The organism is Spirillospora sp. NPDC048911, assembly GCF_043198015.1.
GTDB lineage: Bacteria > Actinomycetota > Actinomycetes > Streptosporangiales > Streptosporangiaceae > Spirillospora.
On sequence record NZ_JBICUD010000004.1, the window covers coordinates 590,122 to 614,896 of the forward strand.

The 24,775-nt window shown below is 67.3% G+C and carries 31 protein-coding genes and 1 tRNA gene; 2 read left to right on the forward strand and 30 right to left on the reverse strand.

From position 1 onward, the window contains the following. The first annotated feature begins 78 nt into the window (after positions 1-78). Entirely contained in the window at positions 79-255 is a 177-nt protein-coding gene (locus tag ACGFNU_RS21165; protein WP_392595939.1) for a hypothetical protein, read from the forward strand. Positions 256-442: 187 nt separating this feature from the next. Here ACGFNU_RS21165 and ACGFNU_RS21170 read toward each other — a convergent pair whose 3' ends face one another. The 3 genes from ACGFNU_RS21170 to ACGFNU_RS21180 form a co-directional block, all read right to left on the reverse strand. Then, on the reverse strand, positions 443-871 hold the full coding sequence (locus tag ACGFNU_RS21170) for a GntR family transcriptional regulator (protein ID WP_392595941.1): 429 nt from the start codon (positions 869-871) through the stop codon (positions 443-445). Positions 872-1,142: 271 nt separating this feature from the next. Further along, positions 1,143-1,349 carry a DUF397 domain-containing protein gene (locus tag ACGFNU_RS21175; RefSeq protein ID WP_392595943.1) on the reverse strand — a complete coding sequence of 69 codons (207 nt, stop codon included), beginning with the start codon at positions 1,347-1,349 and terminating at the stop codon, positions 1,143-1,145. Between the two features lie 12 nt (positions 1,350-1,361). Beyond that, positions 1,362-2,207 carry a helix-turn-helix domain-containing protein gene (locus ACGFNU_RS21180; protein ID WP_392595945.1) on the reverse strand — a complete coding sequence of 282 codons (846 nt, stop codon included), beginning with the start codon at positions 2,205-2,207 and terminating at the stop codon, positions 1,362-1,364. 206 nt (positions 2,208-2,413) lie between these two features. On the opposite strand from ACGFNU_RS21180, the gene ACGFNU_RS21185 reads away from it, so the two are divergent. Beyond that, positions 2,414-2,938, forward strand: a complete 525-nt coding sequence (locus ACGFNU_RS21185) for an ATP-binding protein (protein WP_392595947.1) — start codon at positions 2,414-2,416, stop codon at positions 2,936-2,938. Positions 2,939-3,214: 276 nt separating this feature from the next. Here the strand turns inward: ACGFNU_RS21185 and ACGFNU_RS21190 are convergent, their stop codons facing one another. The 27 genes from ACGFNU_RS21190 to ACGFNU_RS21320 all read right to left on the reverse strand — a co-directional run bounded on the left by ACGFNU_RS21190 (position 3,215) and on the right by ACGFNU_RS21320 (position 24,766). Beyond that, a complete protein-coding gene (locus ACGFNU_RS21190) occupies positions 3,215-3,424 on the reverse strand; it encodes a hypothetical protein (RefSeq protein WP_392595948.1) in 210 nt (69 codons plus the stop codon). Between the two features lie 231 nt (positions 3,425-3,655). Further along, positions 3,656-3,762, reverse strand: a tRNA-OTHER gene (locus tag ACGFNU_RS21195). A gap of 153 nt (positions 3,763-3,915) precedes the next feature. After that, entirely contained in the window at positions 3,916-4,272 is a 357-nt protein-coding gene (locus ACGFNU_RS21200; protein WP_392595950.1) for a hypothetical protein, read from the reverse strand. A gap of 243 nt (positions 4,273-4,515) precedes the next feature. Beyond that, entirely contained in the window at positions 4,516-4,830 is a 315-nt protein-coding gene (locus tag ACGFNU_RS21205) for a hypothetical protein (RefSeq protein WP_392595952.1), read from the reverse strand. A 19-nt stretch (positions 4,831-4,849) separates the two neighbouring features. Continuing rightward, positions 4,850-5,275, reverse strand: coding sequence for a hypothetical protein (locus ACGFNU_RS21210; RefSeq protein WP_392595954.1), 426 nt, complete (start codon positions 5,273-5,275; stop codon positions 4,850-4,852). Further along, positions 5,275-6,315, reverse strand: a complete 1,041-nt coding sequence (locus ACGFNU_RS21215; protein ID WP_392595955.1) for a peptidoglycan-binding protein — start codon at positions 6,313-6,315, stop codon at positions 5,275-5,277. Before ACGFNU_RS21215 ends, ACGFNU_RS21210 begins: the two co-directional genes overlap by 1 nt. Beyond that, the gene (locus ACGFNU_RS21220; RefSeq protein ID WP_392595957.1) at positions 6,315-6,464 is read right to left on the reverse strand and encodes a hypothetical protein; all 150 of its coding nucleotides are present in this window, start codon (positions 6,462-6,464) and stop codon (positions 6,315-6,317) included. The genes ACGFNU_RS21215 and ACGFNU_RS21220 overlap by 1 nt, the downstream gene beginning before the upstream one ends. Then, on the reverse strand, positions 6,461-6,841 hold the full coding sequence (locus ACGFNU_RS21225; RefSeq protein WP_392595959.1) for a hypothetical protein: 381 nt from the start codon (positions 6,839-6,841) through the stop codon (positions 6,461-6,463). The genes ACGFNU_RS21220 and ACGFNU_RS21225 overlap by 4 nt, the downstream gene beginning before the upstream one ends. 60 nt (positions 6,842-6,901) lie before the next feature. Further along, positions 6,902-7,696 carry a PAS domain-containing protein gene (locus ACGFNU_RS21230; RefSeq protein WP_392595961.1) on the reverse strand — a complete coding sequence of 265 codons (795 nt, stop codon included), beginning with the start codon at positions 7,694-7,696 and terminating at the stop codon, positions 6,902-6,904. A gap of 44 nt (positions 7,697-7,740) precedes the next feature. Beyond that, entirely contained in the window at positions 7,741-8,640 is a 900-nt protein-coding gene (locus tag ACGFNU_RS21235; protein WP_392595963.1) for a hypothetical protein, read from the reverse strand. 15 nt (positions 8,641-8,655) lie between these two features. Then, a complete protein-coding gene (locus tag ACGFNU_RS21240) occupies positions 8,656-9,708 on the reverse strand; it encodes a hypothetical protein (RefSeq protein ID WP_392595965.1) in 1,053 nt (350 codons plus the stop codon). 12 nt (positions 9,709-9,720) lie between these two features. Next, positions 9,721-10,707 carry a hypothetical protein gene (locus tag ACGFNU_RS21245; protein WP_392595967.1) on the reverse strand — a complete coding sequence of 329 codons (987 nt, stop codon included), beginning with the start codon at positions 10,705-10,707 and terminating at the stop codon, positions 9,721-9,723. Further along, positions 10,680-11,213 (reverse strand): hypothetical protein, encoded by a 534-nt coding sequence (locus ACGFNU_RS21250; protein WP_392595969.1) that lies wholly within the window; start codon positions 11,211-11,213, stop codon positions 10,680-10,682. The genes ACGFNU_RS21245 and ACGFNU_RS21250 overlap by 28 nt, the downstream gene beginning before the upstream one ends. Before the next feature lie 15 nt (positions 11,214-11,228). Next, positions 11,229-12,164, reverse strand: coding sequence for a hypothetical protein (locus tag ACGFNU_RS21255; protein ID WP_392595971.1), 936 nt, complete (start codon positions 12,162-12,164; stop codon positions 11,229-11,231). A gap of 45 nt (positions 12,165-12,209) precedes the next feature. Continuing rightward, positions 12,210-13,445 carry a hypothetical protein gene (locus ACGFNU_RS21260; RefSeq protein WP_392595973.1) on the reverse strand — a complete coding sequence of 412 codons (1,236 nt, stop codon included), beginning with the start codon at positions 13,443-13,445 and terminating at the stop codon, positions 12,210-12,212. Between the two features lie 3 nt (positions 13,446-13,448). Continuing rightward, positions 13,449-14,405 (reverse strand): hypothetical protein, encoded by a 957-nt coding sequence (locus tag ACGFNU_RS21265; RefSeq protein ID WP_392595975.1) that lies wholly within the window; start codon positions 14,403-14,405, stop codon positions 13,449-13,451. Between the two features lie 21 nt (positions 14,406-14,426). Continuing rightward, the gene (locus ACGFNU_RS21270) at positions 14,427-19,322 is read right to left on the reverse strand and encodes a hypothetical protein (RefSeq protein ID WP_392595977.1); all 4,896 of its coding nucleotides are present in this window, start codon (positions 19,320-19,322) and stop codon (positions 14,427-14,429) included. 19 nt (positions 19,323-19,341) lie between these two features. Continuing rightward, the gene (locus ACGFNU_RS21275) at positions 19,342-19,698 is read right to left on the reverse strand and encodes a hypothetical protein (protein ID WP_392595979.1); all 357 of its coding nucleotides are present in this window, start codon (positions 19,696-19,698) and stop codon (positions 19,342-19,344) included. Positions 19,699-19,796: 98 nt separating this feature from the next. Further along, complete coding sequence (locus tag ACGFNU_RS21280) at positions 19,797-20,072, reverse strand: hypothetical protein (protein ID WP_392595981.1); 276 nt, start codon at positions 20,070-20,072, stop codon at positions 19,797-19,799. Between the two features lie 18 nt (positions 20,073-20,090). After that, positions 20,091-20,264 carry a hypothetical protein gene (locus ACGFNU_RS21285; protein ID WP_392595983.1) on the reverse strand — a complete coding sequence of 58 codons (174 nt, stop codon included), beginning with the start codon at positions 20,262-20,264 and terminating at the stop codon, positions 20,091-20,093. An 87-nt stretch (positions 20,265-20,351) separates the two neighbouring features. Beyond that, entirely contained in the window at positions 20,352-21,023 is a 672-nt protein-coding gene (locus ACGFNU_RS21290) for a hypothetical protein (RefSeq protein WP_392595985.1), read from the reverse strand. 81 nt (positions 21,024-21,104) lie between these two features. Then, positions 21,105-21,485 (reverse strand): hypothetical protein, encoded by a 381-nt coding sequence (locus ACGFNU_RS21295; RefSeq protein ID WP_392595987.1) that lies wholly within the window; start codon positions 21,483-21,485, stop codon positions 21,105-21,107. A gap of 2 nt (positions 21,486-21,487) precedes the next feature. Continuing rightward, complete coding sequence (locus ACGFNU_RS21300; RefSeq protein ID WP_392595988.1) at positions 21,488-21,802, reverse strand: hypothetical protein; 315 nt, start codon at positions 21,800-21,802, stop codon at positions 21,488-21,490. Between the two features lie 6 nt (positions 21,803-21,808). Beyond that, entirely contained in the window at positions 21,809-22,123 is a 315-nt protein-coding gene (locus tag ACGFNU_RS21305) for a head-tail adaptor protein (RefSeq protein WP_392595990.1), read from the reverse strand. Then, positions 22,124-22,747, reverse strand: a complete 624-nt coding sequence (locus ACGFNU_RS21310) for a hypothetical protein (RefSeq protein WP_392595992.1) — start codon at positions 22,745-22,747, stop codon at positions 22,124-22,126. Continuing rightward, positions 22,722-23,660: a glycosyltransferase family 4 protein gene (locus ACGFNU_RS21315; RefSeq protein ID WP_392595993.1), complete on the reverse strand. Its 939-nt coding sequence runs from the start codon at positions 23,658-23,660 to the stop codon at positions 22,722-22,724. The genes ACGFNU_RS21310 and ACGFNU_RS21315 overlap by 26 nt, the downstream gene beginning before the upstream one ends. Positions 23,661-23,797: 137 nt before the next feature. After that, positions 23,798-24,766, reverse strand: coding sequence for a phage major capsid protein (locus ACGFNU_RS21320; protein ID WP_392595995.1), 969 nt, complete (start codon positions 24,764-24,766; stop codon positions 23,798-23,800). Positions 24,767-24,775 lie beyond the last annotated feature (9 nt).

The following is a 24,775-nucleotide window of genomic DNA, read 5'->3' on the forward strand; positions in this document are numbered from 1 at the left end:
GTGAGGCCAGCCCGATGATGTACTCCGGGCTGGCCTTACGCTGCACCGGCTGCAGGAGTGTCGCTGGCGCCTGGCAGGATGCGGGCGAGCATTGCCCGCGGTGAGGCAGGTCAGGGACTGCCGTCATGGGACGAGGCAGTCAAGGCGCAGCAGGAGTTGGCGGTCGAGATTCACCGCCATACGTTCTGGGCGGCGGTGCCGCAGGGTGAGCGGTTCGCGGCACGGATGGAGTTGCTGGCGGCGGCGAGAAGCTGACAGGAGCTTGGTCCTGCCAGAGAGCTGACAGACTTGATCCTGATAGGGCCATGACCTGGGGAATGCACGTGCATTTCACATAGTGCTAACCCTTGGCCACTTGCCGTGGGCGTGATGTTATGTTGCGAAGAAGGCGATCCCCCCTGAACCTCGGGGACGTGTGCTTCTTGACATGTCCACAGTGGAATTAGTCGTCGTCGGGGTCGCTGACGACACCTTCGACTTCGTCGGCCCGGTACACATGGTCGCGTCCACCCTCGCGGGACACCGCCAGGACCACGACACCTTCGGGGATCTCGTAGCGTTCGGTGTCCTCGCGAGTGGCGAGCCGGGCACGCACTCGGTCTCCCGGCTGCAGTTGGATCACGGACGGCTCCCCCCGTTCGCGGACCCTCCACGGCATCCCGCGAACGGATTCGACCAGGCCTTCGGCGCGGAGAATGGCCAGCGCTTTGCGGACGGTCGCGGAGCTGACCTCGTACTGGTGCACGAGGTCTGCCTCGCTGGGCAGGTTCTGGCCGGGCTGCCACTCCCCCGAGGTGATGGTGCCTCTGAGGATGTCGGCGAGCTGCCGGTACCAGGGCCGCTCGGCGTTTGGGTCGATGCGCCGTTGCATGTGGAGCACCGTATGGAGGGTGAGATAGCTCTCAGCCTAGGCTCCTAACCTCCTAGGCTGCTATCCGGTTGGCCTGTGACCTGGTGGATCACGAAGCCGGGCAGGTTTCTTCGCAGTTTGGTGCTGGACCGATTGTCATTAACAGGTAGAGACGAATCGGCAGGTGTGTCCTACATTGGAGGTTGCTGTGCCTTTCCTGGTCAGGACCGGGCATGGCAAAGGCCCCTCACCATCCCCCGAGACGGTGAGGGGCCTTCGATGTTCGCCGAACCTAGGCGGCCGGGCTTTCCTTCAGGACCCGGGTGAATGAGAGCCACTCGGCGGGGCTGAAGACCAGCGCCGGCCGGTCAGGGTTCTTGGAGTCACGGACCGCCACGATGCCGGGCAGGTTCCGGGCCACCTCGACACAGGTGTTGGCGTCCCCGCTGTGGGAACTTTTGCGCCAGTTCGCGCATGCGAGATCACGCTCGTAAAACATGTGGTCAGGACCTTACTGTTTCGCGGCGGCGCCGATCAGCGCCGCCGACTCCTGTGGGTCGAGCGCCGCTCTGCAGAGCCGCTCCCACGCCACATTACAGTTGGCCACTTTCGGTGGGCTCTCCAGGTACACCGCGCCATGGAACCCCTCCACATAGCCGACGTCGGGATCTTCGGCGAACCGGAGCACGATAAACGCGCCGTCAAGGCCGGGGTGCGTACCCACCGACTTCGGCAGCACCTGGATGGTGACATTGGGGCGAGCCGCCTCCGCTCGGAGCTTGTACAGCTGGTCGCGTAGAACGTTGGCACCGCCGAGCGGTCTCTCCAGGACGTGCTCGTCCAAGACGACATGCAGGTGCGGCGGATTCGGCCGCCCCAGGATCGTCTGGCGCGCCATCCTCGCTTGCAGTCGGCGCTCGATGTCGTCGTCGCCGTTGAGCATGCCGGCGGAGATGACCTCACGCGCGTAGTCCTGGGTCTGGAGCAGCCCGGGGACGACCTTGGGTGCCCAGTCGCAGATCTCTGATGCCTCGTCCTCGAGAGCGACATAGGGGCCGTTGAAGACCCCGACGTACTCGGTCCACCAGCCGTGGCGTTCTGCTTCGCCAGCCAGAGCGATGAGTGCGTCCCGTTCAGGTGTCGGCACGCCGTAGAGCTCCAGCATCCTGGCGACGTCGTCCTGGGTGGGTTTGTTCCGGCAGCGTTCGATGTGGCTCACCTTGCCTTGGCTCCAGCCGAGGTGGGCCGCCGCCTTCGTGGCTGTGATTCTTGCCTGCTCTCGATGTTCACGCAGGCTCCGAGCGAGTCGTTTCGCTCGGACCGACGCGATGTAGAGCGGCGGCTTGGCTGGTGGCATGACACCTAGTGTCGCGCAACGCGATGCTCCCCGAACGGGCCGTGACCGTAATGGGACACAGTTTCCCGTAGCCACTACTTGTGATCTGTAATCATTACAGCAAAGAATGCAGGCAAGGCTCACTCACACACAGGCGGTGACGAGATGCAGGTGCCGGACTCGCGGGACTTCACCGATCAGGCTCCGCCTCGCCGCAAGCATCGGTCGTGACCGCTGTCGTGGAGCTCCTCGCCCCGCCTCTCGCACTGTCCTCAGCCGAAAAGGCCAGCCAGGTGCGACGCGAGGTCCGTGCCCTATCAGCCAAAGTCATCGCCAGCAGCGACCTGCTCGATGACATCGAGTCCATGACCGCTGAAGGGATCGCGAACGCCGTGTTGCACGGGACCCCCGCCATCACCGTCACAGTTACCGCGGACGATGCCCGGCTACGGGTGTCGGTGCAGGATCGGGGGCCGGCCCGCAAAGGCGGCTGTCTCGGACAGATCACGACCGACCGGATCGACTACGGCCGCGGGCTCACCATCATCGAGGCGTACGCGGCCGCCTGGTCACTCATCACCGAGAGGAAACGGACCTGCCTCTGGTTCGAGGTCGACCTCGATGGGTGTCCGACAGACATGGAAGCGCAGACGTCCCCGTGGCCGGCGCTTCCATTGGGGGGAGAATCCAGTGCCGGAGGCGGGAAGTTCCCGACGCCTCCGGCACTGGGCTCAACACCAGAAGATCAATAGAGGCTCGGGTGCGTGCCTTGCACGCGCCTGGGACGGGAGCACCGCGCGCTTCCGACCGAGCCTGTCCTTGCCGACGCTGAGGCTGCGGATGGCGAGAGGCTCGGTTCGGGGGGTCTCCCGTTCTGCTGGCGCCGCGGTCCCAGGGCGCGCACCCTGGGGCCGCGGCAACGGTGTCGCCGCGTGGTCTGCGGTTCCTACGGGACCAATTTCTACAGAGCCCGTCCACTCCGTCAAGGAGTTACGTCAACCTGGTCTAGCCACACAAGAGTTACCTGTCTAGCGGCTGGGGTGGAGGGTGTCGCCGATGTGCTCCGGCACGTACCGCACGGTAGTAAAGCCCTCGGCCCGGCAGATCTCGCACTGCGTAGTTCGATGGCCCTTGAAAGCTCCGAGCGCGGGCGGGCATCCGCACGGCGCCCAGCCTTCAAGGACGCGGCCAGGGCCGAGTTCGTGGCCGTTGGGGCAGATCTGGGCCATGGTACTCATTGGCGCCAGCATAGGCCGAACGTCGCTGGAGGTCACATGGTGAAGGCCCGCACCGTGAACGGTGCGGGCCCCTTGTTCGTATGATCGGGGAGCTAGTCGTTGTCCATGACCGTCAGCCCTTCCCATCGGTGCGTGATCGAAGGTGGCGCCCTCACGCCGCCGCCGAGGGGCAACGAAACGCCCCGTCCTCCCTGAGCCCTGGGGCTCTTCATCAGGAGGACGGGGCGTCTACGCGTCGCGGCCGGACTTGCACCGGCGACCTCCGCCTCACGCAACCGCCCGCAGCGCACCTGCAAGCAGCCAAGCGGCGCTCTACCTACCTGAGCTACACGACTCGCCTCCGGTGCCGGAGACTCGGTACCACGAATCAGAATACGACGAAACACCCGCCCCTCCGCCGAAGCGGAAGAGCGGGCGTTCGTGCGCGGGAACCCGAAGGACCTTGGCGGCCGAAGCCGCGACCGGCGTGCGCGCCCTGCCGGAGCACCAGGCTATGCCTGTGGCGGCCTCGCCGTAACAGCCGGAGCCGGGGACACGTTCTGCCGCAGCAGCAGCGCCAACACCAGGCTCACGAAGGCGACCGACTGCCCGATCTGCTCAGCATTGAAGTCGATCCGGAACGCCGCCAGCGCAGCCATCACCGTGGCAAGCGAACCTGTCAGCGTCGACACGACCAGCGGTCGAGTCATCACAGCCGTGACTGCGGCAGCGATGGCGGTGGTGATGACCGTGACCGCTTCCACCTGGCCCTGCGACGCCGGCAGACCGAAAGCGACCAGCAGTGCCACCCCGCCGTTGATTACGTAGGCGATGATGGCTGGCTCCAGCCCGAAGCCCCTGAACCTCATAGCGACCTCCTAAGGTCACTGGGCGGCCAGCGCCGCCGAGTTGTTGCAGACTGACTTTTCACGAGCCAGTGGGGAGTCCGTGCGGACGGAGAGATCGTCTTCAGCGTCACCGGACCAGATGCGGAGGCCTTAGCGACTGCCGCAGCTCAGATCAAAGATGGCTTCGTCGTCGTCCGGGACGAGGAGCGTCCCTCCGAAGTGAACGACTGGCAGATCTACGGGCCCTGGCGCGAGGTCGAATAGTCAGCAGGCTCCGGTGAGCGCCTCACACGCAAAGTCCATGGCGTCCTCAAGAGCCTCGATAGCCTTGGCCTTCGCAGGCTCATCCGGGAGCTTCACCAGGTAGTACTCCGCCAGCGCCAGCGTCAATCCGCGCAGCGTCCGCTCTGGCTCGGGCCGCTCCGAAAGCGCACCGAACCGAGCATGGATGTCGTCGAGGGAGATGATCGGAGGCGTGCTTTCGGCCGTGACTGAACCTGGGAGGAGCGGCGGGGAATGGCCTCTACCGTACCGTCCGGGCCTGACAGTCAGGTAGGAGGAGTCCCAGGCGATGGCCACCGCCCGTCTGCGGCCATGCCTACCCGCTGGTGAAACTATCTCCCGGTCCGTCCCACATGGACTCAACAACCTCACGAGTCCTGTGCTCGTCGCACAGCGGCTTCAGGAAATAGATGGACGGCAGGGTCGCGATCCGCTTAGTCGGGACGTCGCAGCGCCCCTCGGCCACGGGCGCCTTGCAACCGCGCCAGTCCGTCAGAACGCCGTCGAGGTCAAGCTGCGCCAGCAGGATGGCCCGCATATGCCCGTACGCCTCGTCGCGGGTGGCGTGTCCGACCTGTTCCCACAGCGGCGAGGTGTCGCGCTCATCGTCGGGAAGCTGCAGAATCTCGAAGTACGGGTCGCGGCAGCACTCTACGTACCAGGTGCGACGCCCGCTGCAGGCGTATACCCACCTGCCAGTGGCCGGGCCTCGCTCGATCTGCTGTGCGGTGTGCTGCTGCATCAGCTGGCGTCCCACGCCACCGCGGCTGCGCCGTCGTCCAAGCGCTGCACGCTCGCGCCGTCGGTCGTCTTGGGCTCGCGGAACCGGATCCACGGCTTGGGCTTGGTGGCGTCGACCACGACCTCCGCCAGATACCAGCCCCCCTTGTCGTGCACCGCCACCCGCAGCTTCGCCGGCGGTAGCTTCTGGACGCCGTTGTCGCCCCAGAAACCGATGCCGTTCCTGCAGTCTCCGGGATGCAGGGAGATCGCCGTCACCGCTGCGGCGCCGTTGGTGAGCTGCCCGAAGTACCGCATCTCTTCCTCGTCTTCCGTGTCAGGCGTCAGAGCTGTCTGGAGTGCTTTCGCGGTCGCCTCGTCGTACACGCCGCTCGTCGGCACGCCCGCAGAGCGCTGGAACGTCTTGACCGCAGTGGTGGTTTCGTCTCCGTAGTCGCCGTCCGCGCCGTATTGAGAGAGCCGTCTCCCCGCCTTGAGCAGCGCGTACTGGAGGTCACGGACTTGGTCGCCGGAGTCACCCGCACGCAGCGTCGCCGCTGGCGCGTTCCCCGACCACTTGTAAGGCTTGTCCGCCCCGTAAGCCGGCCGGCCGAACCCCGCGATGCTGGATGCGCTGCGGACACGCCGCACACACCGGTCACCGGAGTTGCCCTCGATGCAGACCACACGACCGCCGCCGAGGACCTGCTCGATGACACCGACGTGGTCGATCGCACCGATCGAATTCGTCTCGCCCCAGTCGAAGAACACCACATCGCCGGGCTTGGCGTTGTTCAGGTTTTCGACGGTGCCGGCGTACCAGCGGCCGATCTTCCGGAAGTCCTCGGCATGGGCGACGGTGTAGGCGCGATCCCCTGCCGGGCAAACCGCGGCATGGTTGCCAGACCTCACCGACCAGTACGTGACCGCTGCGTCGCACCAGGCAAAGTTGCCCGAGTAGGCGGCGCCGTTGCGTTCACGGAACCAGGCTTGGATGTGGTTCGGCTCACCGAGCCCGAGGGATCTGCGGGCCTCGGCCAGCATCGCGGCGGCGCCAGGCATTAGCGCTCCCCTCGAAAGATTCCGTCGTCGTCCGGCTCCCCGTAGAGCTCGCGCAGCACCTGCACCTCGTCGGGATCGGTCGGCCGCTGACTGTCGGGATGAGTGTCGACACGGTCCAGGAAGTCGTGCTCGGGAACGAGATCGGTCATTGCTCCTCCAGATCGTCGGTGTTCCGTCGGCCCATCAACGCAGGGTCGACACCAGCGAGAACGAGTTGCCGACGCAGCTCACCGACCGTGCGTTCCAACTCCGACACCTGGCGGCGGAGTTCGTGTATCTGGTTTCGGAGGGTGTTCGAGGTGTCCTGCTCCCGCGCCAGCTGCTCATTTAGCCGGTCCAGTTGCTCCTGCAGGCGTTCAAGCTGCTTCTCCAACTGGCCCAGCGCGGATTCGTAGACGGACTTGGCTCGTTCGTAGGCCGCGGCATCGACTTTTGTGCGTTCCAGTTCTGCGGTCTGCTCAGCGGCGCGCTCGGTTGCCTCAGAGTTGATCCGCTGCACCTTCACCGACTGGCGGTACAGCAGCACGGCGGTCAGAATCGGAACGAAGCCGAGAGTGAGCTGAGTCCATAGCTGCGGGTTCAACCCTCACCCCCGGTTGCGCAGGAGGCCCGTGAACGACACCTCGCCCGCGGCGTTCCGCCAGATCGACAAGGTCAGGTCGACCCCGAAGGTGTGGCCGTTGCGGTGCAGCCCGGTCAGCTGCAGCATCCGCCCCGACAGGTCACTGGCACCGGTGGCCACCGCACGACGAAACCCGGCCCGGTGCTGGTCCCTCAGTTCCGGCGGGATCAAGATGGTCAACGGCTGGCCGGCCGCCTCGGTGGCGCTCCACCCGAACATGTGGGCGGCTGCGGCGTTCCACGACACGATGCAGCCGTCGGCGTCCGCTGAGATCACCGCTTCTTCGGAGGTGATGTCGCGGTCCCGTATCCGCTGGGGAAGCGGTTCGGGCCAGGAGGCGATGACGCCGACGAGGCCGGCGAACACGGCCCAGATCGATACGCTCACATAGCCGCGGGGTACCTCGCCGGTGCCCCAGCCGATCAGCGCCAGCAGCGCCCATCCGACCTTGATGCCGATCGCTGCGGCGAATCCCGCCGAGTCGCGCCGCAGGAACGCCGACACCAGGCAGCACATCCCGATCGCGGTCCACAGAATGCCCCAGGCGGCCAGCGGCATCATGGTCGCCGCGAACTTGTAGATCGCCACCCCGCGGATGTCCGGGCTGGAGGAGATCATCGACAGGCCGTAGACCAGGTCGATGAACGCGAACACCAGCAATGCGGCACCGCGGCGTCCGATCCGGGCCTTGATGGGTTCGAACAGGTGGCAGCGGCACCAACCGGATATGAGTCTGGGCAGCAGTGGTGTCGCCTTCACCCGGGCACCCTTCTATCCGGCGGTCGTTTCGACGGTTCTGGCCATCAGGTGGCGGTGCTGCTGATGGTGGCGTCCTGCAGGCTCCCGTCGACCAGGGCCTTGATCCCCGAATACGGGGGCTGGCCGTCCCGGGACGGCACGATCACCTTGACTTGGGCGATGCGTGCCTCACCGGTCACCCCGGTCGGTGCCTCGAACTTGACCTGCGCGACCTTGGCGATCAGTGCTGCGCCGGCCAGCGGCGCCTCGAACTTGACCTGCGCGACGCGCGCGACCGGGTCCTCGGTCGAGGTGTAGGTGTACGTCGCGATCGCGCCCGCATAGGTGGACGCCGACGACAGCGTCAACGTGCCCTGCTGCGCCCCTACCGCGTTGACGTACTTGTGGACGACCTGCAACGCCCGGTCCGTGGACCCCGCAGTGGTCTCCACCTTCGCGCCGCCGGTCCACCCGCCCGGGATGGTGACGGTCCGGCCGGTGCCGAACCCGAACACGCTGTACAGCAGTTCCAGGGCTTGGCCGGTGGTGGCGGTCGTCCCGGTCGACAGGCTCGTCGACGAGCCCGGCGCGTTCGTCGCGGTCTCATCCAGCGGCGAGGCGTCCACATCGTCGAACACATCGGCCTGCAGGCACCAGCGGGCCCGCGACGCCGACAACGTCACAGTGATCGTGTCACCCGAGTCCAGGGCCGTGGTGACACGGCCACGGATCACCCCGACCACCAGGGTCGTGCCAGCCAGCACGACCGCGTCCGGGGTGGTGGTGTAGGTGTTGCCGCTCGAGTCGACCACCGACGACACCGTCGGGATCGTGCCCGCCGGCGCGTCCCAGCACGCACCGATCAGAATCGTCGCACCAACGGCAACATCGTCGGTCAGGGTGATCGCGACAGCGGTGGCCGAGGAGTTCTGGGTGGCGGTGCCGACAGTGCCGAGGTGAGGCATCCAGGACGCTCCCGGTCAGGTGAGGGACGGCGAGAACGTCACGTTCAGGTCGGCGTAGTCGCTGATGGCGTTGGCTTCGCCGCTGGTCAGGGTGTGTGTGAACGTCTGGAAGCTGCCCGTCAGCGTGTCTGTCCAGGACGCGACCGTGGTACTGCCCTGCTTGAGGGTGACTGCCATCGATCCGGATGAGGCGCCGGCGGCGTAGCAGCTGCGGTAAGTGACCTTGTGCCCGGTCGCCGACAGCGGATCCACCATCGCCGCCACCCCGACCTGGACGACACCGTCGTCGGAGATCTGCGCGTAGGAGGTGTCGACGTTCTCGGCGAGCCGCGCGTAGACGCCGCTGCCTCCGCCGGGCGCCGGGACGCCTTCGGCGTCGGTGATGGTCAGGTCCGACACCGGCCGCGACACCTGCGTCGACGACGCGGGAGACAACGCCACAGTCCACATCGCCGCTTTGGTGGACGCCGCGGTGGCGACTAGTGCTTCACCGCCGTAGGTGCCGACGGTCGCGGCGCCCTTGTCCTGCAGCGTCGCTGTGACGTGCCCGGACGGCGCGGAGTTGAACCCGACGCTGTCGAGGCGTTTGGTGTAGCCGGTCGCGGTCCCCCACCCCTCGGCCACACTGTTGGACTGGGCGCAGGCGATCACGACCCGCGTTTCGTCCAGAGCGGTTTCGACGGTCGGGGTGACGTGGGAGGCGGTGCTCACCGACTCCGACAAACCCGCCGAGACGTTGACCGGGGTGACCGGGTCACACCCGGAGTAGGCCGCCAGCAGCGCACACGATTTACCGGTGCCCGGCGTCGACAACGCGACGCTGCCGCCGGCGTCGCCGGACTGTGCGACCCGCACCCACAACGCGCCGAACAGGTTGCTGCCGACTCTGCGGGAGTCGAGCAAGTTCCAGCCCGCCGGGGTCGCCCAGTCGTTCGCGGCGACCCCGGCGTCGTTCTGGCCGCCGACCAGGACCATGACGTCACCGGCCTGCACCCCGGAGGGGATGCTGATGTTGAGGCTGCCCGTGGTGACGTGGGCCTCGCTGCCCGCACGGTACGCGATCGCCACAGAGCCAACCTCCTAGAGGACGAACTGGGTGTAGTCGGTGTAGTAGGCGGCGGACGCGGCCTTTGCGGCGGTGATCCACGCCGTGTTGCTGCCCGGTGTCGGGTTGGAGATCGGCCCGGCGGTGTTGAACCAGCACGCGAACGCAGCTTTGGAGTGGCCACCCGCCGCGGTCGACGTCAGATAGGTCACCTGGTCGTTGAGCCACGACACGTCCTGGGAACCGGTGTTGCCGTAGCCGATCTCCGGGACGCACCACGGGATGCCCTTGGAGCGGGCGAACGCCACCCCCGGTCCCCACAGCGACTCGCCCGAGCCGACGTGGGAGTAGCCGTCCAGGCCGTAGCAGTCGACCAGGCCGTCACCGGGCCACATGTCGGCGTACGTCGTCCCAGGGCTGGGGTTGGTGCCGGCCCAGGTGGTGACGCATTGGAAGGTGTACAGGTGCGGCCAGCCCTCGGTTTTGACCTGCTGGGTCAGCTGACAGAACCGAGCGAAGCCCGCCTTGTAGGTGGCGAGGCTGAACACGCCGTCCTTGATCTTCCCGTCCGGCTCGTGCCAGATCGTGACCCACGCCAGATGAGTCGGCGGGATGCTCCGCAGAAACGCCAGAATCTGCCCGTCCAGAGAACCGTTGGCCACACTGGACATGGTGGGTTTGCCTGACCACGCCGACGCCCGCACCCCGACATCGACACCGGCGTTGCAAGCGGCCCACGACGCCGGCATGCCGGCGGCGGCGGGCTGGTAGGACCGGCGGATCGTCAACGGCCCGAACTGCGCGTTCATCGCCTCGAAATCGCTACCGGACAGGTTGACGGGGCAGGCGCCCCACAGAATGGCGTTGCGGTTCCCGACCGGCCCCCCGCCGCCGCCCGGGTCGGGCCCGGGGCCGCCGCCCGGCAGCACACCCGGACCGCCCTGCAACGGCAGCAGCCGCAACCCCGACGCCGCGAAAACCTGCGCGTACCTCATCAGGTGACCGGCGTCGGGTTGATCCACAGGTCGACGCCATCGACCATCCCAGTACCGCCGCCGATCGACGGCGCCGTCGGCCCAATCCACAAATACGTGCGCGAATCGTCAGGGCGTTCCGGCCACGACGACGTCCCCGCGTCATAGCGGACCGTCCCGACACTGTTACTGAGCAGCGATACCGTCTCCTGCAAAGACTGCACTGTGGCTCGCAGGTCGGTGACCACATCGCCCGCGTCGATCGCGGTGACCGCGCGGCGCTCGCCCCCCGCCTCGGCATACATTCGCGTGACGCCATCTGGACCCCAGAACTGCGGCAGCGCCCCATCCGCAGTAGTCGTCACCGTGGTGATCGGGGTGTTCGACAGGTCCAGCAGATCGGTGTACTGAGTGCCTGCCGCCGCAGCGTTGTAGAACGACACGACGACGCCCGGCGCCAGCACCGTCTGGAACCCATCCACGTCTCCGACGGTCACCGCGTCGCCCGGAACGACGACGTAGTCGCCGATCCCGCCGAACAACTGTCTCGCCACGAGGCCACTCCAGGATCAGGGGATGAAGGTGAAGGTCTGCCGCAAGTGCCGGCCGACGGGCACGTCTTTGTCCACAGCGCCGCACCAGATCGTCCCGTCGGGTTTGACCTGCAGCCGTGCCGTGATCCCGCCCGCCGATCCGGCGCCGGCGAACTGGGCAGAGAAGTAGTTGAAGTTGGCTGCGCGCATAGCGGTGGGGAGTGTCGCGATCTGAGATCCGTCGGGGTCGGCGACGCCCAGGCTCGACCCGGCCCGGGTCACCTCAATCCGCACGGCAACGGTCGCGCCTACCTTGCGGGCCGTGATGCCACCCGCGGACGTCCACTGGGTGGTCCAGTCGATCGGCAGGCTCACCCAGCCGGTGTCGTCGTCGGTGACCTGCGTCCAGGTGGCGCCGTTGCTTTGGAACACCCTGTTGGTTTCGATCTCGACACCGACCCGCGGCGGCCACGCCGCCAGTAGCGACCCAGTCCGCGCAGCAGAGGTGAACCCGCCGCCGAGCCAGTACCGCTCGTCGACCAGTCCCGACAGTGACCCGTTGCTGTTGGAGGTCCATCGGCAGACTGAGAGGTCCCAGATGCCGGTCGGCGAGATCACCTTGGTCAACGCTGGCGGTGTCGAAGCGCCGGGCGTGCCCTGCAAAACTGCGGGCACGATGAACGCAGCGGCGTCGCTTGCTTGTGAGCGGTCCAGCCGCATCACCAGCCGGTCGATGCGGTTCTGCGCGCTGGCAGTCGGCACCGCCGTGGAACGCGGCGCGAACACCGGCTTGTAGAACCCGCGAACCAGCGCGGCGCCTTCGGTGAAACCCACGGTTCGCGCGCCTGAGTTCAGGGACGGGTTGATGCCGTAGTAGATGCCGTCCAGCTGCGCGCTGGTGAAGTAGGACTCCCAGCCGACAATGTCGGTGATCTGGTTGGTGCCCGCGATCGGGAAGGTCTCATCGGCCATAGGCGCACGCGTCCTCTCACTGCAGGCGAACAGATGGCCGGTCGGTCAGGCCGTGACAGAGCCGCGCAGCGCGCGTTCCACGGCGCGCAGCCGGGCGGACAACTTCGCGGAGATGGTCTGGTCGGTGGCGTCATCGCCGACACCGATCGTCGGCGTGACGGTCTCGGTGTAGGTGTCGCCGGTCGCGTCCGCGACGAGCTGGGCCTTGGTGACCACATCGGAGTAGGTCACGCCGTCACGGACGTCGAGGGTGACCTTGTCGCCGACCAGGTAGCCCTGGATCCCGGCGTCGAGGTCATCATCGCCGAACCGCAGGTTGGGCAAGTCGACGACAGTCACCGAGATTTTCACCTGGCCGGCGCCGGACGCGAGCGCTTCGTTGCCCGCGGTGGTGACGTCGGCGGCGGTGTCGACGCTGGACTGGTCGGAGTACACCTCTACGCGCCGCCACGGGTTGTTGTAGCCGTTCCCGTTGGCTTGGGTGAAGGTGGTGCCGGTGACTTTGGACTGCAGCAGGACCGCGTTGCCGGTCGGGGCCGTCACCGACAGGCTCGACTCCGGCAAGTTCCCCAGACTCTTGGAAAACACAGCTTGTTCGGTGAGGTCTCGTGGGAGGTACACGTCGAACACCGGCCCGCTCGCCCCGAGCGCGATCTGTACCCCTATCGGCGATTGCAGGTCGATGGCGCGGGCCATGTCCATCAGCGACTGCTGCACCGTCGTGGTCTGCGTGCCGGTCGTCGCAGCCGGGTCGGGCGGCACGACCTTGTAGGTCACTGACCCGCCACGGGCCAGATCAGCGGCGATGGTGAGCGGCACTCGGCGGTCGGTGTCCGCCGCGGTCACCAGATTCGCCGCCACGATCGTCTTGATGACCGTCTCCGCGGCGCCGGTGTAGGTGGTCGTGGTGACGGTCTGAGACGCCCACGTAGCGGCCGGGTTGGGATAGGCGACGCGGTTGGCCAGCACCGACAGCATGTCCGCACCGATCAGCGTCAGCGTCTCGACAGCGCGGCCGTCGGTGAGGGTTTCCTTGCGGTCCCAGTCCTCGGCGACCAGCGGCACCTCATACACGCCGTTCCAGTTCACCAAGATCCCGACCGGCAGCAGGTCACCGTTCCCATCGAGTTGGATCAGTTCCCAGTTGCGTGCGTCAGCGGGCATCTCGAGCGTGAACGAACCGACGTGGTTGTGGGCGATGGTGACGTCGACCTTGTCGAACACGACCGGGCGTCCCCGCTGGAACGTGGTGAGGTCGAGCGACTCAACCGAGACCGTCATCGGCTAGGCCCGCAGCCATCGACGCCGGAACACCATCTCGATCTTTGAACCCGGTCCGGTCCCGGAGATTTCGAGGCTGAGTGTGTTGCTGCCAGGGATCAGCGTCCACAGATCCCGCGGGTTGTTCTTCACCAGGTCGCCCCACCGGGACACGCCGTCCTGGTCGATCGCGGACTGCTGTGCCGGACGAGTATCGACGGTGATGGTCTCGTCGCCATCGAGCGCCGTGTCCAAGGTGAACTCTCGACCGGTCGTGACGTTGGTCAGCGTGGGGGTGCCGGGTCCGTGGATCGTCCAGATCGGGTAGGCGTCGGCGTTGCCGTCGTTGACGACCGTGGTCTCCCCCAGCGTGCTCGCGGGCGACAGCAGGACCGGCGGCATCGGAGGGATCCCGCCGCTGACCGGCGGCGCCGCGAACACCAGCGGACCTACCACGTCCAGGTCACTGAACAGCGGGTCAAGGCCGGACTCGAAGGTGAGCGCGTAGTTGGTGGACCATTGGTAGGCGTCTTGTGAGCCTTCGGTCTCGGCCTGTTCCGGCCCAGAGGTACAGAACACCTCGATTTGCCGGACCTTCCCCGCCGGCCGGGCCAGCAGCAGTCGGCCCGGTGCGGGGACGCCAGCGCGTTCGGTCCACAGCGCGAACGCCAACCGGTCAATGCGGTCTAGGAGGGCGGCCTGCGAGTCCTCATCGAACACGTGCAGGCCGATGACGATCTGCCGTTTCGCGGGGCCGTAGGCTTGCGGCAGCGACCCGCCACCGGCCAGCGCACTGTCGGTGTAGGACGCAGGCGGCGACCCGATCCCCGTCACCGCGGTCACCACACATCCCGACAGTGGGTTAGACCAGTCCCACTGTGTGCCGTCTGGGTCGATGTAGGTGACTTGGAGGGGTGAGCGCAGCCCGGCCAGGTCGGGAACCTGCGTCGGCTGGGTGAGGTGTCTAGCGACCAGCGGCATCGGCTACCCCCACTCCCGCTGTCACCGGCGGCGCCCGGTCCGGTCCTTGTGCGCTGCCTGCACCTGCATCGCGGTGAACGCCGCCCGTACCTGCGCCTCGTGTGTCGCCTTGGTCAGGCCGTCCAGGTGCGCGTGGTAGTGCGCGCCGCCTGCACCAGGTCCGCCTTGCTCGATCGCCTGGAGTTGCGCGTCGGTCAGCACCGCCTCGGGTCGGCGGGTCGCGTTGAGGACCGTGGTCAGTCCCGGTTGCAGCCAGCCACCCGAGTCGAACAGCGTCGGTCGTGCCAGTTGGGCGTACATGCGCAGGAACGGGTCACGGCGGTCCGCCGGATCAAGGTTGCGTTCCTGGAATACGTGCAGGTCTCTGGTGGAGACGACGCCGCCGGTGGCGAACTTGGGCCGCAAGACTGCTGTCTGCCCGCCACGCACATACCGGTTGACCTTCGGGCCCTGGTTACCGCCGATGGTCATGTAGCCGCCAGCGGCCTTGCTCTCGATGATGTTGACGTGTCCGTCACCGCGATAGGTCGCCAGGTCCCCGGGACGGCCAGCAGAGATCGGGACGTGCTGCATCTTGGAGTTGAACACCGCGACCGATGCGGTCGGCGCCCCCGGGTACTTCTTGGTGGCGTGCGCGTCCTCGATGGCCTTGGACGCGAACAGAGCGCACCAGGGCGTCCCTGCCGGCCAGCCGTAATACCTGGTGAACGGGTTGTCGTTGTCGCGGCCGCGGTCGTCACCGACTCCCAAGTATTTCTTGGCCGCAGCGACCACGCCGGTGGCGTCACCGCCGAGCTTGGGGTCGATGGCCTTCTTCAGCCACCCGATGAACCCGTCGATCATCCGCCGCGGCATCCGGGTCATGGCCTTCACCCAGTTGGAGTCGCCAGCGAGCTCGGTGAGCTGCCCAAGGATCGGGTCCAAGATTTTGCGGGCGGCGAAGCTGGCGCCCTTGGACAGCAGGTCCGATGCGCCGCGCACCACCAGGTTCTTGGCGCCGCCGACGGCGTCCTTGATCCTGCCGACGATGCCGCCGAGCGCGAAGTGCGGGCCGCCGCTCTGGGTCAGGAACCGGGCGGCGGCGCTCGTACCGCCCGAGGAGGCGGCCGCGTTGAGCCCGTGGATGAACGCAGGGCCGAGCGCGCGGGTGGCGTCGGGCCTGATCCACGCCTCGCCTGGGGACACCGCGGCGAGCATGGTGTCGCGGCCGGGCGCATACCCCGGCAGCACCCCGTACGCGCCGGCTGGGACGACACCGCCTGCGGCGAAGTGCAGTTCCGGCAGCGTCGGGAGCTTGACCAGCCCTGCGACGGTGTTCCAGGCGGCGCGGATGCCCTTGTTGTAGACCGATTCGACGACGAACTGAACCGGCTTCTTGGTCTTGTCCTTGAGCCCGTCCCAGACCCGGCCGATGGCGTCCACTGCGGTCTTGAACGCGTCACGGATCTTGCCGACACCGGTCTTCAGCGCATCGAACGTGGGTCGGATGTGCGAATTCCATGCCGTCTTGATGACAGACGACACGGTCGACCACACCGGCTTGACGATCTTGTCGCGGAAGAACGTGAACGCCGGGCCCAACGTCACCCTAAAGTGGGCGACGACGGCATTGAAAATGGCCTTGATGATCGTCCACGCGGTATTGATCGCGAACTTGATGCCGTTCCACGCCGGCACGACGGCGTTGCGCCACAGCCACGTCATGACCGCGCCGAGCTGTGCGAGCCGCGTGCGGAGCAGCGCCAGCAGTGGCTGGATGAGCTGCCAGCCCTTCTGCACCGCGCCACGGATGCCGTTCCATGCCGGGACGAACACGCTGTTCCACAGCGCCATGACGACGGTCTTGATGATGTGGAACTGGATCAGCAGCGGCGCGATGACAGCGGTGAAGAGGACCGCGAAGAGGATCTTCCCGGCGAGCACGATACCCGCAAACGCGATCTTGATGATGTTCCAGACGAACATCGCGGCGGTGCCGAGCCAGCGGATCGCAACACCGATGGCGGTGAAGATCGGCTGAATGAGGCTCGCGGCCCATGTCACGACCGTGACGACGGTGCGCAGGACGGGCAGGAACAGCTGAAGCAGAACCGCGACGATCTTGACGACGATTCGGATGATCAGCCGTAGCGGCGGAATCAGGTAGCCGATCAGCATCGCGGCGAGCTTCACGAACGCCACAACCAGCGGCAGGATCGCAATCAGGATCTGCCCGAGCAGCGGGACCAGCGGCAGCAATTCCGGAAGCAGTGACGCGATCCCGACGACGACCTGCTGCAGCGGCGACGCGATCTGCGCCAGCGCGGTGACCAGCGCCCCGGCGAGGGACGCAGCGACTTGAGCGATCACGTTGATGATCGGAGTGAGGATCGGCATCAGCCCGTTCACCAGGGACGCGATGAACTGCCCCAGCACCGGCAGGACCGGCGCGAGCGCCTGCAGGATCTTGGCGATCGCGCCGACCAGCAGACCTACGACCGGCACCAGCGCGGCGATGGCGGGTTGCAGACCAGCCAGCAGCGCCGAGATGACCGGTGCTAGCCCTGCGATGACCTGCCCGAGGACCGGGACGATCGCCAGCAGGATCGGCTTCAGTCCATTGATCAGTTGGACCAGCAGCGGCGCTAGTGCCTGCACCAACTGAGTCACGACCGGCGCCAGCGCGGTCAGCACAGCCGACAGGGCAGGGCCGAGCGCCGCGAAGACCGACTGGATGGCCGGTGCCGCCGTCCGCAGCACGTTGGCGATGTTGGCGGCCAAAGAGCGGACGAACTCCAGCACGGGTGCCATCACCGGCGCCAGCGCCGCGAACAGGGAGCCGATCAGTGACCCGAGCGCCGAGAACGCCTGCACCATGATCGGTATGGCGGCGGTGAACTGGCCGACGAACTGCTGGAACGCGGCGTTGGAGGTGAGACCGGTGGTGAACGCGGCGAACCGCTCCATCACCGTATTCAGCACCTGCAGGAACGCCATGCCGATCGGCATGAATCCCTGAGCGATCCCGGCGAAGGCCTTCAGGAGATTCCCTGCCAGGGTGCCCAGCGCCACAATCGCCGGGCCGACCGACTGCCCCATGAACGTCGAGAACTGTGTCCAGAACGGCGACCGCGCGGCGGCACTGGCGCGGTCAAGGAGCTCCCCGACGCCTGCGGCCGCCCCCTTCACCAACGGCGTAAACGCCGGTAGTAGCTGCTTGAGGAGAGAAATGCCCTTGATCAGAACTGGGATGACGTCGGGCTGCAGCGACCGCGACCACTCGTTGAAGACCTGAGTGAGCCCCTTCCACGCGGTCGCGAGTTGCTGCTCCAGCGCCGTCAGCTTGATCATCTGGCCGGTGAGGGCGGCGCCACTGGACGCGGCTTGGGCGTTGGCCTGCGCCAGAGCGCGGCGAGCAGAGGCGATCTGGTCGGCGGACTGCTGGTCAACGCGTGCGACGTTGGCTCGAGCGTTGGCCAGAGAACGTTCGGCGTCAGCGATGCGCCGGTTGGCCTCAGCGAGCCGCTCCCGCGCGCCGCGAACCTGCTCCGAGCCCTCCACGCCGGCCTTGGCGGCCTTGGCCTCGTCCTCCTTGAGGCGCCGTAGCTGCAACTGCTGCTCTTTGAGCCGCTGCACCGCCTGCTTGTAGTTGATCTCGGCTTGGCGAGCCTGCAGATCTGCGGCCTTTTTCTGATCCTTGGCGGCCTTGACCGCCGCTTGCGCCGCAGCGACATTCGCGGCGGCCTGCGCCTTGGCCTGGTCGGTGGCGGCGGGGTCGGCAGCGACCGCCTGCTGGGCCGCCTGCGCCTTAGCCAGGTCGTCCTGCGCGGCGGCAACCTGGGCGTTGGCGGCCGCGACTGCGGCGGCCATCTGCTCCCACGCCGCACGCGCCTGTTCGATCTGCAGCTGCTGCTCTTGGACCGCCAGCCCAGCCGAGATGACCTGGTTGCGCATGTCCTGCAACGCCCGGCGAGCATCCAGCCTGGCCTGAGTGAGGGCACGCTGCGCCGACACCGCAGACAACTGCGCTGACGCGAGCTGCTGCTCGGCCTGACGGACCTGGTCGACAGCTTGTGCGTGTGCGTGCGCGGCGTTGCGGACAGCTGAGGCGAGTTGCTGCTGCGCGGACGCGAGCGCGAACGCTCGAGCCTGCGCCTGCGCCGCCGCGCCAGCAGACGCCTGAGTGGCCTGGGTCTGCTGCTGGGTGGCCTGCCGGATCCGCGAGATCGCAGGTATCGCCACCGCGCCGAGCGCACCGAACCCCACCGCGGCCGCCGACAACGGCCCGACCAGCCCGATGATGCCCGCGCCGATGCCGGCGAGTGCCGGAGCCGACAGCAACCCAAGTGTGATCAGTGCCTGGCGCAGTGCGCCGATCGACGCCATCGAGTTGCCGGTGTCGACATCGATGTTGATGGAGCGGCGGTTGTCGATGCTGCGGACCGCGCCGTTCATCGCGGCGATACGGGCCAGCGCCGCAGCAATGTCAGCGTCGAACTGGATGTTGACGCGGCGGCCGTCCAGGCGCCCGAGGATCTGTTCCAGGAACGTCAGCTGGGTGACGGCGCCTTGCACATCAACATCGACGGTGATCTTGATGACGGTCCGGTCGAGTTGACGGGCTCTGGCATGCAGTTCGGCCAGTTGCACAGCGGCCGGTCCGGTGTCGGCGTCGACCTTGATAGTGACCTTGCGGCCATCGAGTCCCTCGACGGCGCGGTTGAGTGCCGCCAAGCGAGTCGCCGTCGTCCCCGCGTCCAGACGCACCTGGATCGGGTTGAGCTTCTCCTTGATTCCCTTCTGGAGTTCGCTGCCCCACTCCTGGCCGATCCGGACCATCTGCGGCGCCATGGACCGCAGCTCACGCTTGACCGTGTTATGGAAACCACGCAGGTCAGGCCGTACAGAGATGAACGCGCCGCCGACTTCGACCGCCACGGCCCACCTCCGCCCGTGGTCAGCCGTCGGGTGTCTGGCGGGCTTTCACCCGGTCCACAAGCGCCTGATGGCTGAGGTAGCGCTGCTTGCGGCGGACCCGCTGCAAAGCGGTCACCGGCCGCGGGTACGGCTTGGGTTTGTGCGGCTTGCCGTTGTTCGCCTTGACCGTCACGGCCAGCAGCGCCGCGATGAGGTCGCGGAGTTCGGCGAGCACCTGCACTTCCGGGCCGAACTCGGTCAGCGGCGGCGGGCCCAGTTCTGGCTGCGGCTTGTCGGCGAGCTCGGCCGCCAGCTCCTCGTCCTGCGCGACCGCCGAGTGGTAGGCCGAGGTGCGCGGCAGGTGTTCGAGGTAGTCCAGGACCGCGTCGGCGGACAATGAGCCGCGGAAGAAATCGAGCAGGTCGACGCCATACCGCCACTGCAGGTCAGCGCGGATCGCGTCGCCGTACCGGTCGATCAGGTCCGCGACCTGCGCTACTTTCCCAGGCCGAAGTGCTTGAGCATGTCGTTCATCAGCGGCTGCAGCATCGCGCCGGGATCATGACCGATGACCTCCATCAGGCCCGGGTACTGGTCCTTGGCCAGGATCTGCAGCTGCTGGCGGATGTCGGTGATGTCGTTGAGGTCGATGACCTCGTCGACCGTCGGCATCTTGATGACGATGCTGGTGACCTCGTCGACGACGATCTCGAAGTCGGGCTTGACGGCTTCGTTGCGGTACTTCTCGAGAAGGTACTTGCGGGTAGGCATGCGGCGGGCCTCTTCTGCTTAGCGGGAACTGGACTTGGGTTGGCGGACGTCGGTGGTGGGGGTGGCCTTCTTGCGCGGCTGGGTGACCTTCGTCCACCCGGCATGCTTGAGCTGCACCTCACGGGCGGGCGTGGAGGCGGTCTGTTCGGTGGAGCCGTCCGGGCTGCGATACACCGGGTAGGCAGACGCCATGGCCGAAGTCCTCCTTCAGGCGTGGGGTGGCGGGCGTGGATGCCGCGGCGGCCGGGGCCCGCCAGCGCTTGCCGGCCGCCGCGACGATCAGCTACCGAGCGCGTCGAAGCCCATCGCGTCCAGCCGCGACGCCCAACCGGGGCCGCCGAAGATGTACTTCTCGCTGTAGCCCAGCACCGGGTCCTGGTAGGACGTGAGCGTCACCGACCAGGTGACCGGGTCGTCGTCAGAGCTTTGGTAGGTCTGCTCGTCGAAGTCGGTCACGCGGGCCCGCGGCAGGAACCGCGCGACGTAGTACTCACCGTCGTCGGTCAGATCCACCGCCAGCGCCAACACCCGGTAGTACCGGAAAGCCGGCCGCGCCGGCTTCTCGATCGACAGCTCACCGGAGGTGGTGTCGGGCACGTTGGTGGTCATGTCGGCGCCGGTGTACAGCCCGATCGTGGCCTTCTTGGTCTCCAGGCACGCGATCTGCAGCGTGGTGACGTCAGAGTTGACGTCCGAGCGCAGCGGCTCCACCGACCCCCACCCGGTGATGTCGCTGGTGTCGACGTCGCGGCCGAACTGGGCGCCGTCATCGGAAGTCCAGCCGACGTCCTCGTAGTTGGCGGGCAGCGCAGCCAGCAGCTTGTCGGACGAGTCGGTGAGGGTGGTGATGGCCGTCGCCGAGGACGGCGCGATGAACACCGACCCCTGCAGGGCCTTGAAGATCAGCGCGGCGTTCCGCTGCTGAAGATCGTCGTAGGCAACACCAGCCACGATCAATCCCTTTCTGTGCGGGACACGAAATGCGCCCCGCTTGCGGGGCTGGACAGGCTGGCGGGCCTGGACGAGAGGAAGTCAGCGGCGGCGCACGCTGACCCGGTAGGTGGTGGACACCACCCGGTAGTGGTCGGGATCGGGTCCGGGAACCTCCTGCGGGCCGACCTCGGTGGCGGCGCGGTCCAGCACGCCGTCCGCGGTCGCAGACGGGCCACTGATCAACCGTTGCCGGATCGTCTCGGCCAACGCCTTGGCGCCCGACAGATCCGCGGCGTATACACGCACGTCGACCCGGGCGATGTCGGTGACCTGGTCATCGGCGCCGCCGATGCGCCGCACCCGGATGAACGGCAAATCGTCCTGCAGAGTGGTGGAGGTTTCCGCGCCGACCTCTCCGAGGTCGTCGACAACGGCAGCGATGATGCGCTCAGCACTAGGGAACGAGGCCAGCACCGGCACCGCTACGCGCCGTTCTCGATGATGTCGGCGACGATGCCGAGCGTGCGGTAGTCGTCCTGGAACTCCACCGCCAGGGCGTGGTCGGAGTCGTTGTACAGGTAGCCGGCGGCCCGGTCGGACCAGCGCCCAGAACCACGACTCGCGGAGGTGACCCGGAACGACGCGGCGTAGTCACCGGTGTCGCGTGGTGCGATCACCTCGGCGTACTGCCTGCCGCGCTGCGCCTCACCGGACAGCATCGCCTGCATGCCGCGGGACCGCATGATCCGGCCGAGGCCCGGAATGTTGGGTTCGTAGCGGACCGTCTGCCCGGCCATGGGCGCTCACCCCTCCACATCGCGGAGCTCGAGTTCGTAGTGATGCGGCCCCGCCGGCGTGTGGTGCAGGGCAGGGCGGCCTTCCACGGCATAGGTGCGGCCTTCGAACCTGATGCGGTCGGTGGCCCGTACGTCCACGGCGGCAGGCATGAACAGGCGGGCAACAACGTCCACGGTGTCGGCGGCGATCTGCTGTTCGGAGGAGGAGACCGGTTGCCAAAAACACCCGGACACGGCCGTTTCGGTGCCGCCGGCGACGGTGTCGCCCCACCGGTCACGGCCAGCCGGGTGGATCACGGTCACGGTGTGCGGGCCGAGCATCTACCGGCCGACTCTGGTCGTGGTGGCGGTGCGGCGGTACCGGTCCAGCACCTTGCGGTCCTCGGCGGACATCACCACGCCCAGGCCGCCACTGGCGCTGTCAAGGCGGTAGCTGTAGGACCCGATCGTCTCCGACACCACTCCCCCCGCCGTGGTGGGTGAGGTGAGCGTCCGCAGCGCCATCCCGCACACCACGCTCAGCACATCGCCGGGCACAGTGGCGTAGCCGTGCGAGTAGGTGACGCGGTAGGTGCCGGGGTAACCGTCCTCGTCGTCCCACCACGCCTCGGGCAGGTTGATGACGAAGCCTCCGGAACCAACGCGGATCGTTTCGATGCCGTCGAACATCCAGTCGACGACGGCGAAATCGGGCAGCGCGTCGGATCCGCCGACCGCGATCACGTGGGTGATGTCGATGACCGGCCGCTGCGGAAGCGTGATCTTCCCGCTGATGGCGGGCAGCGTGATCTCCTCGTCCTCGGTCAGGGAGAATGCCTGGCCGGTGTAGGCGCGCACCAACGCTGAAGCGTCGTCCAGCAACGCGTCAATGCGGGCTTCTTCTGCAGCGGTGAGGGCGCGGCCCAGCCGGGCCTCCAGGTCAGCTTGGGACGCGAGCGCGGACACGCAGCCTCCTTCGCGCCAGGGCTTCCACCTCACTGCACCACCGGTCGAGATCGGCGGCAGGATCGAGTTCTGCGGCGCGGGCGAGCGCCTTGCGGGACGCGGGACGCCACGACCGGCCATCCAGCAGTTTGCGGAGAGCCACCGCCCACGCGTCCACGTCCTCGCGGTCACAGAAGGTCCCGGCGGCGCCGAGGGACTCCCGCAGACCGGGTGTCGGGTGCGCGATGACCGGAATGCCGCTGCACATCGCTTCCGCACCGACCCGGCCCCACGATTCGTGCGCCGACGGCATCAGCAGCACCCGCGTTCGGGCGTACACCTGGTCACGCATCAGATGCGGGGCCACATGGTCCACGATGTCGACATTGGGGAGATCATCAGGGCCGTGGGGCGTGATCTGGACGCCGTAGCCGCCACGCACACCCAGAAACTGGCGGCCGGGGAACCGTTCGGCCAGGGCGTAGAACACCTCCGCGCCCTTGTCCTCACTGAGGTTGACCAGGGTGACGGCATCGCCTGGGGTGGTTCGGTAATCGTTGAGTTGTACCGGCGGCCGCACCACGATCGACCGCACACACAACTCGCCGAGCCGGTCGGCCACATGCCCGGAGTTGAACACCGTCAGCGCCGCCGGGCGTTTACGCAACGCGGACTCAGTGAACGCACCGGCGTTGTGGGCGATCTGCACGACCGGGATGCCGCGGATGTCTCCGAGCGCCAGCGGCCTGCTGGCCGACTCCACATGCGCGACGATCACGTCGCTGTCGTCGACGAACCGGAATGGGTCGGCCTTACCGGTGCGGGGCCACACCCGTACCCCATCGACCTCATAGGGGTCCCCGTCGGCCGCCGACAACACCACATCGGCGGCGTGGCCGCGGGAGACCAGGGCACGCAGCAGAGCGTGCGTCATGATCCACGAACCGACGCCGCGGGGCGGATAGTCGGGAATCATCGCCAGAACACGCACACCCGTCCCCCGGTTGCCGTCAGGCGGCGGAGCGCCGCGAAGAACACTCCGCCGCCCGGCGGACACCAAGGCCACCAGGGTCAGACGGAACCGGCGACGTTGTCGGCGGTGGTCGCCTGGATCACACCGAACGGGAACCGGGTGTTGGCGTTGCTGTTCAGGACCGTCACCGGGTTGGAGGTGGCGTAGGCGACTCGCATCGTGACGCGCAGCGCCACCGAGTCCTGCTGCATCAGGTTCAGCACGACCGCGCCGTCACCGTCGGAGATGACACCCTGATCGAACATCTTCCAGGTGATGTCCTGACGCATCCCGATGATCGCCTTGGTCCAGTCACCAGCGATCAGTTCGGCCTCGTCGGCGTCCCACGCGCCGTTGTTGACCTCCGAGACCGGGTAGCCGTACAGGCGGCCAGGCCCGCCGGCTTCCTGCAGGTTCGGCTGGTACAGCGGCACGCCCTGCTCGGAGCGCATCGCGACCAGCTTCCACGTCAGTCCGGGCCGCGACGCGAACCCGTTGACCGCGAAACCGTCCTTGGCGATCGTCTCACCAAGCTCCGCGACGTCCACGCCGAAGTCCACCGCGGTACCGGCCTGGACTGCGTTGCCGGCCGCGACCGCCGACGGGTAGATCGCGGCGGGCCAACTGGAGGGCTTGTCGACACCGAACAGCGCCGCCGCGTCGATCTTGGCGCCCATCGCTTCGACGATGCGGGGGCGGACCTCGTCCCAGATCGGGACCTGGGAGTCGTCGAGGTAGGCCTCGGGGATCGGCACGATCACCGCGAGCTCCTCGGCCACCAGCGACACGTTCTTCCAGTCCACCGAGCTGGTCTGCTTCATGCCGGTGTCACCCGACACCCAGTACGCCATCGGCAGCACGTCCAGAACCGGCTGCCGCTGCGACTTGGTCGACATCTGCACTCGGCCGGCCCGCTGCAGCATGAACGACTGCGTCGGCATCTCCTGCAGGATCTGCGACGACACCGGCACCGGGATCAGCGGGTCATCGGACGAGTCCCGGGTGATCGAGGAGTTGTAGGTCGGCACGGGGCTACC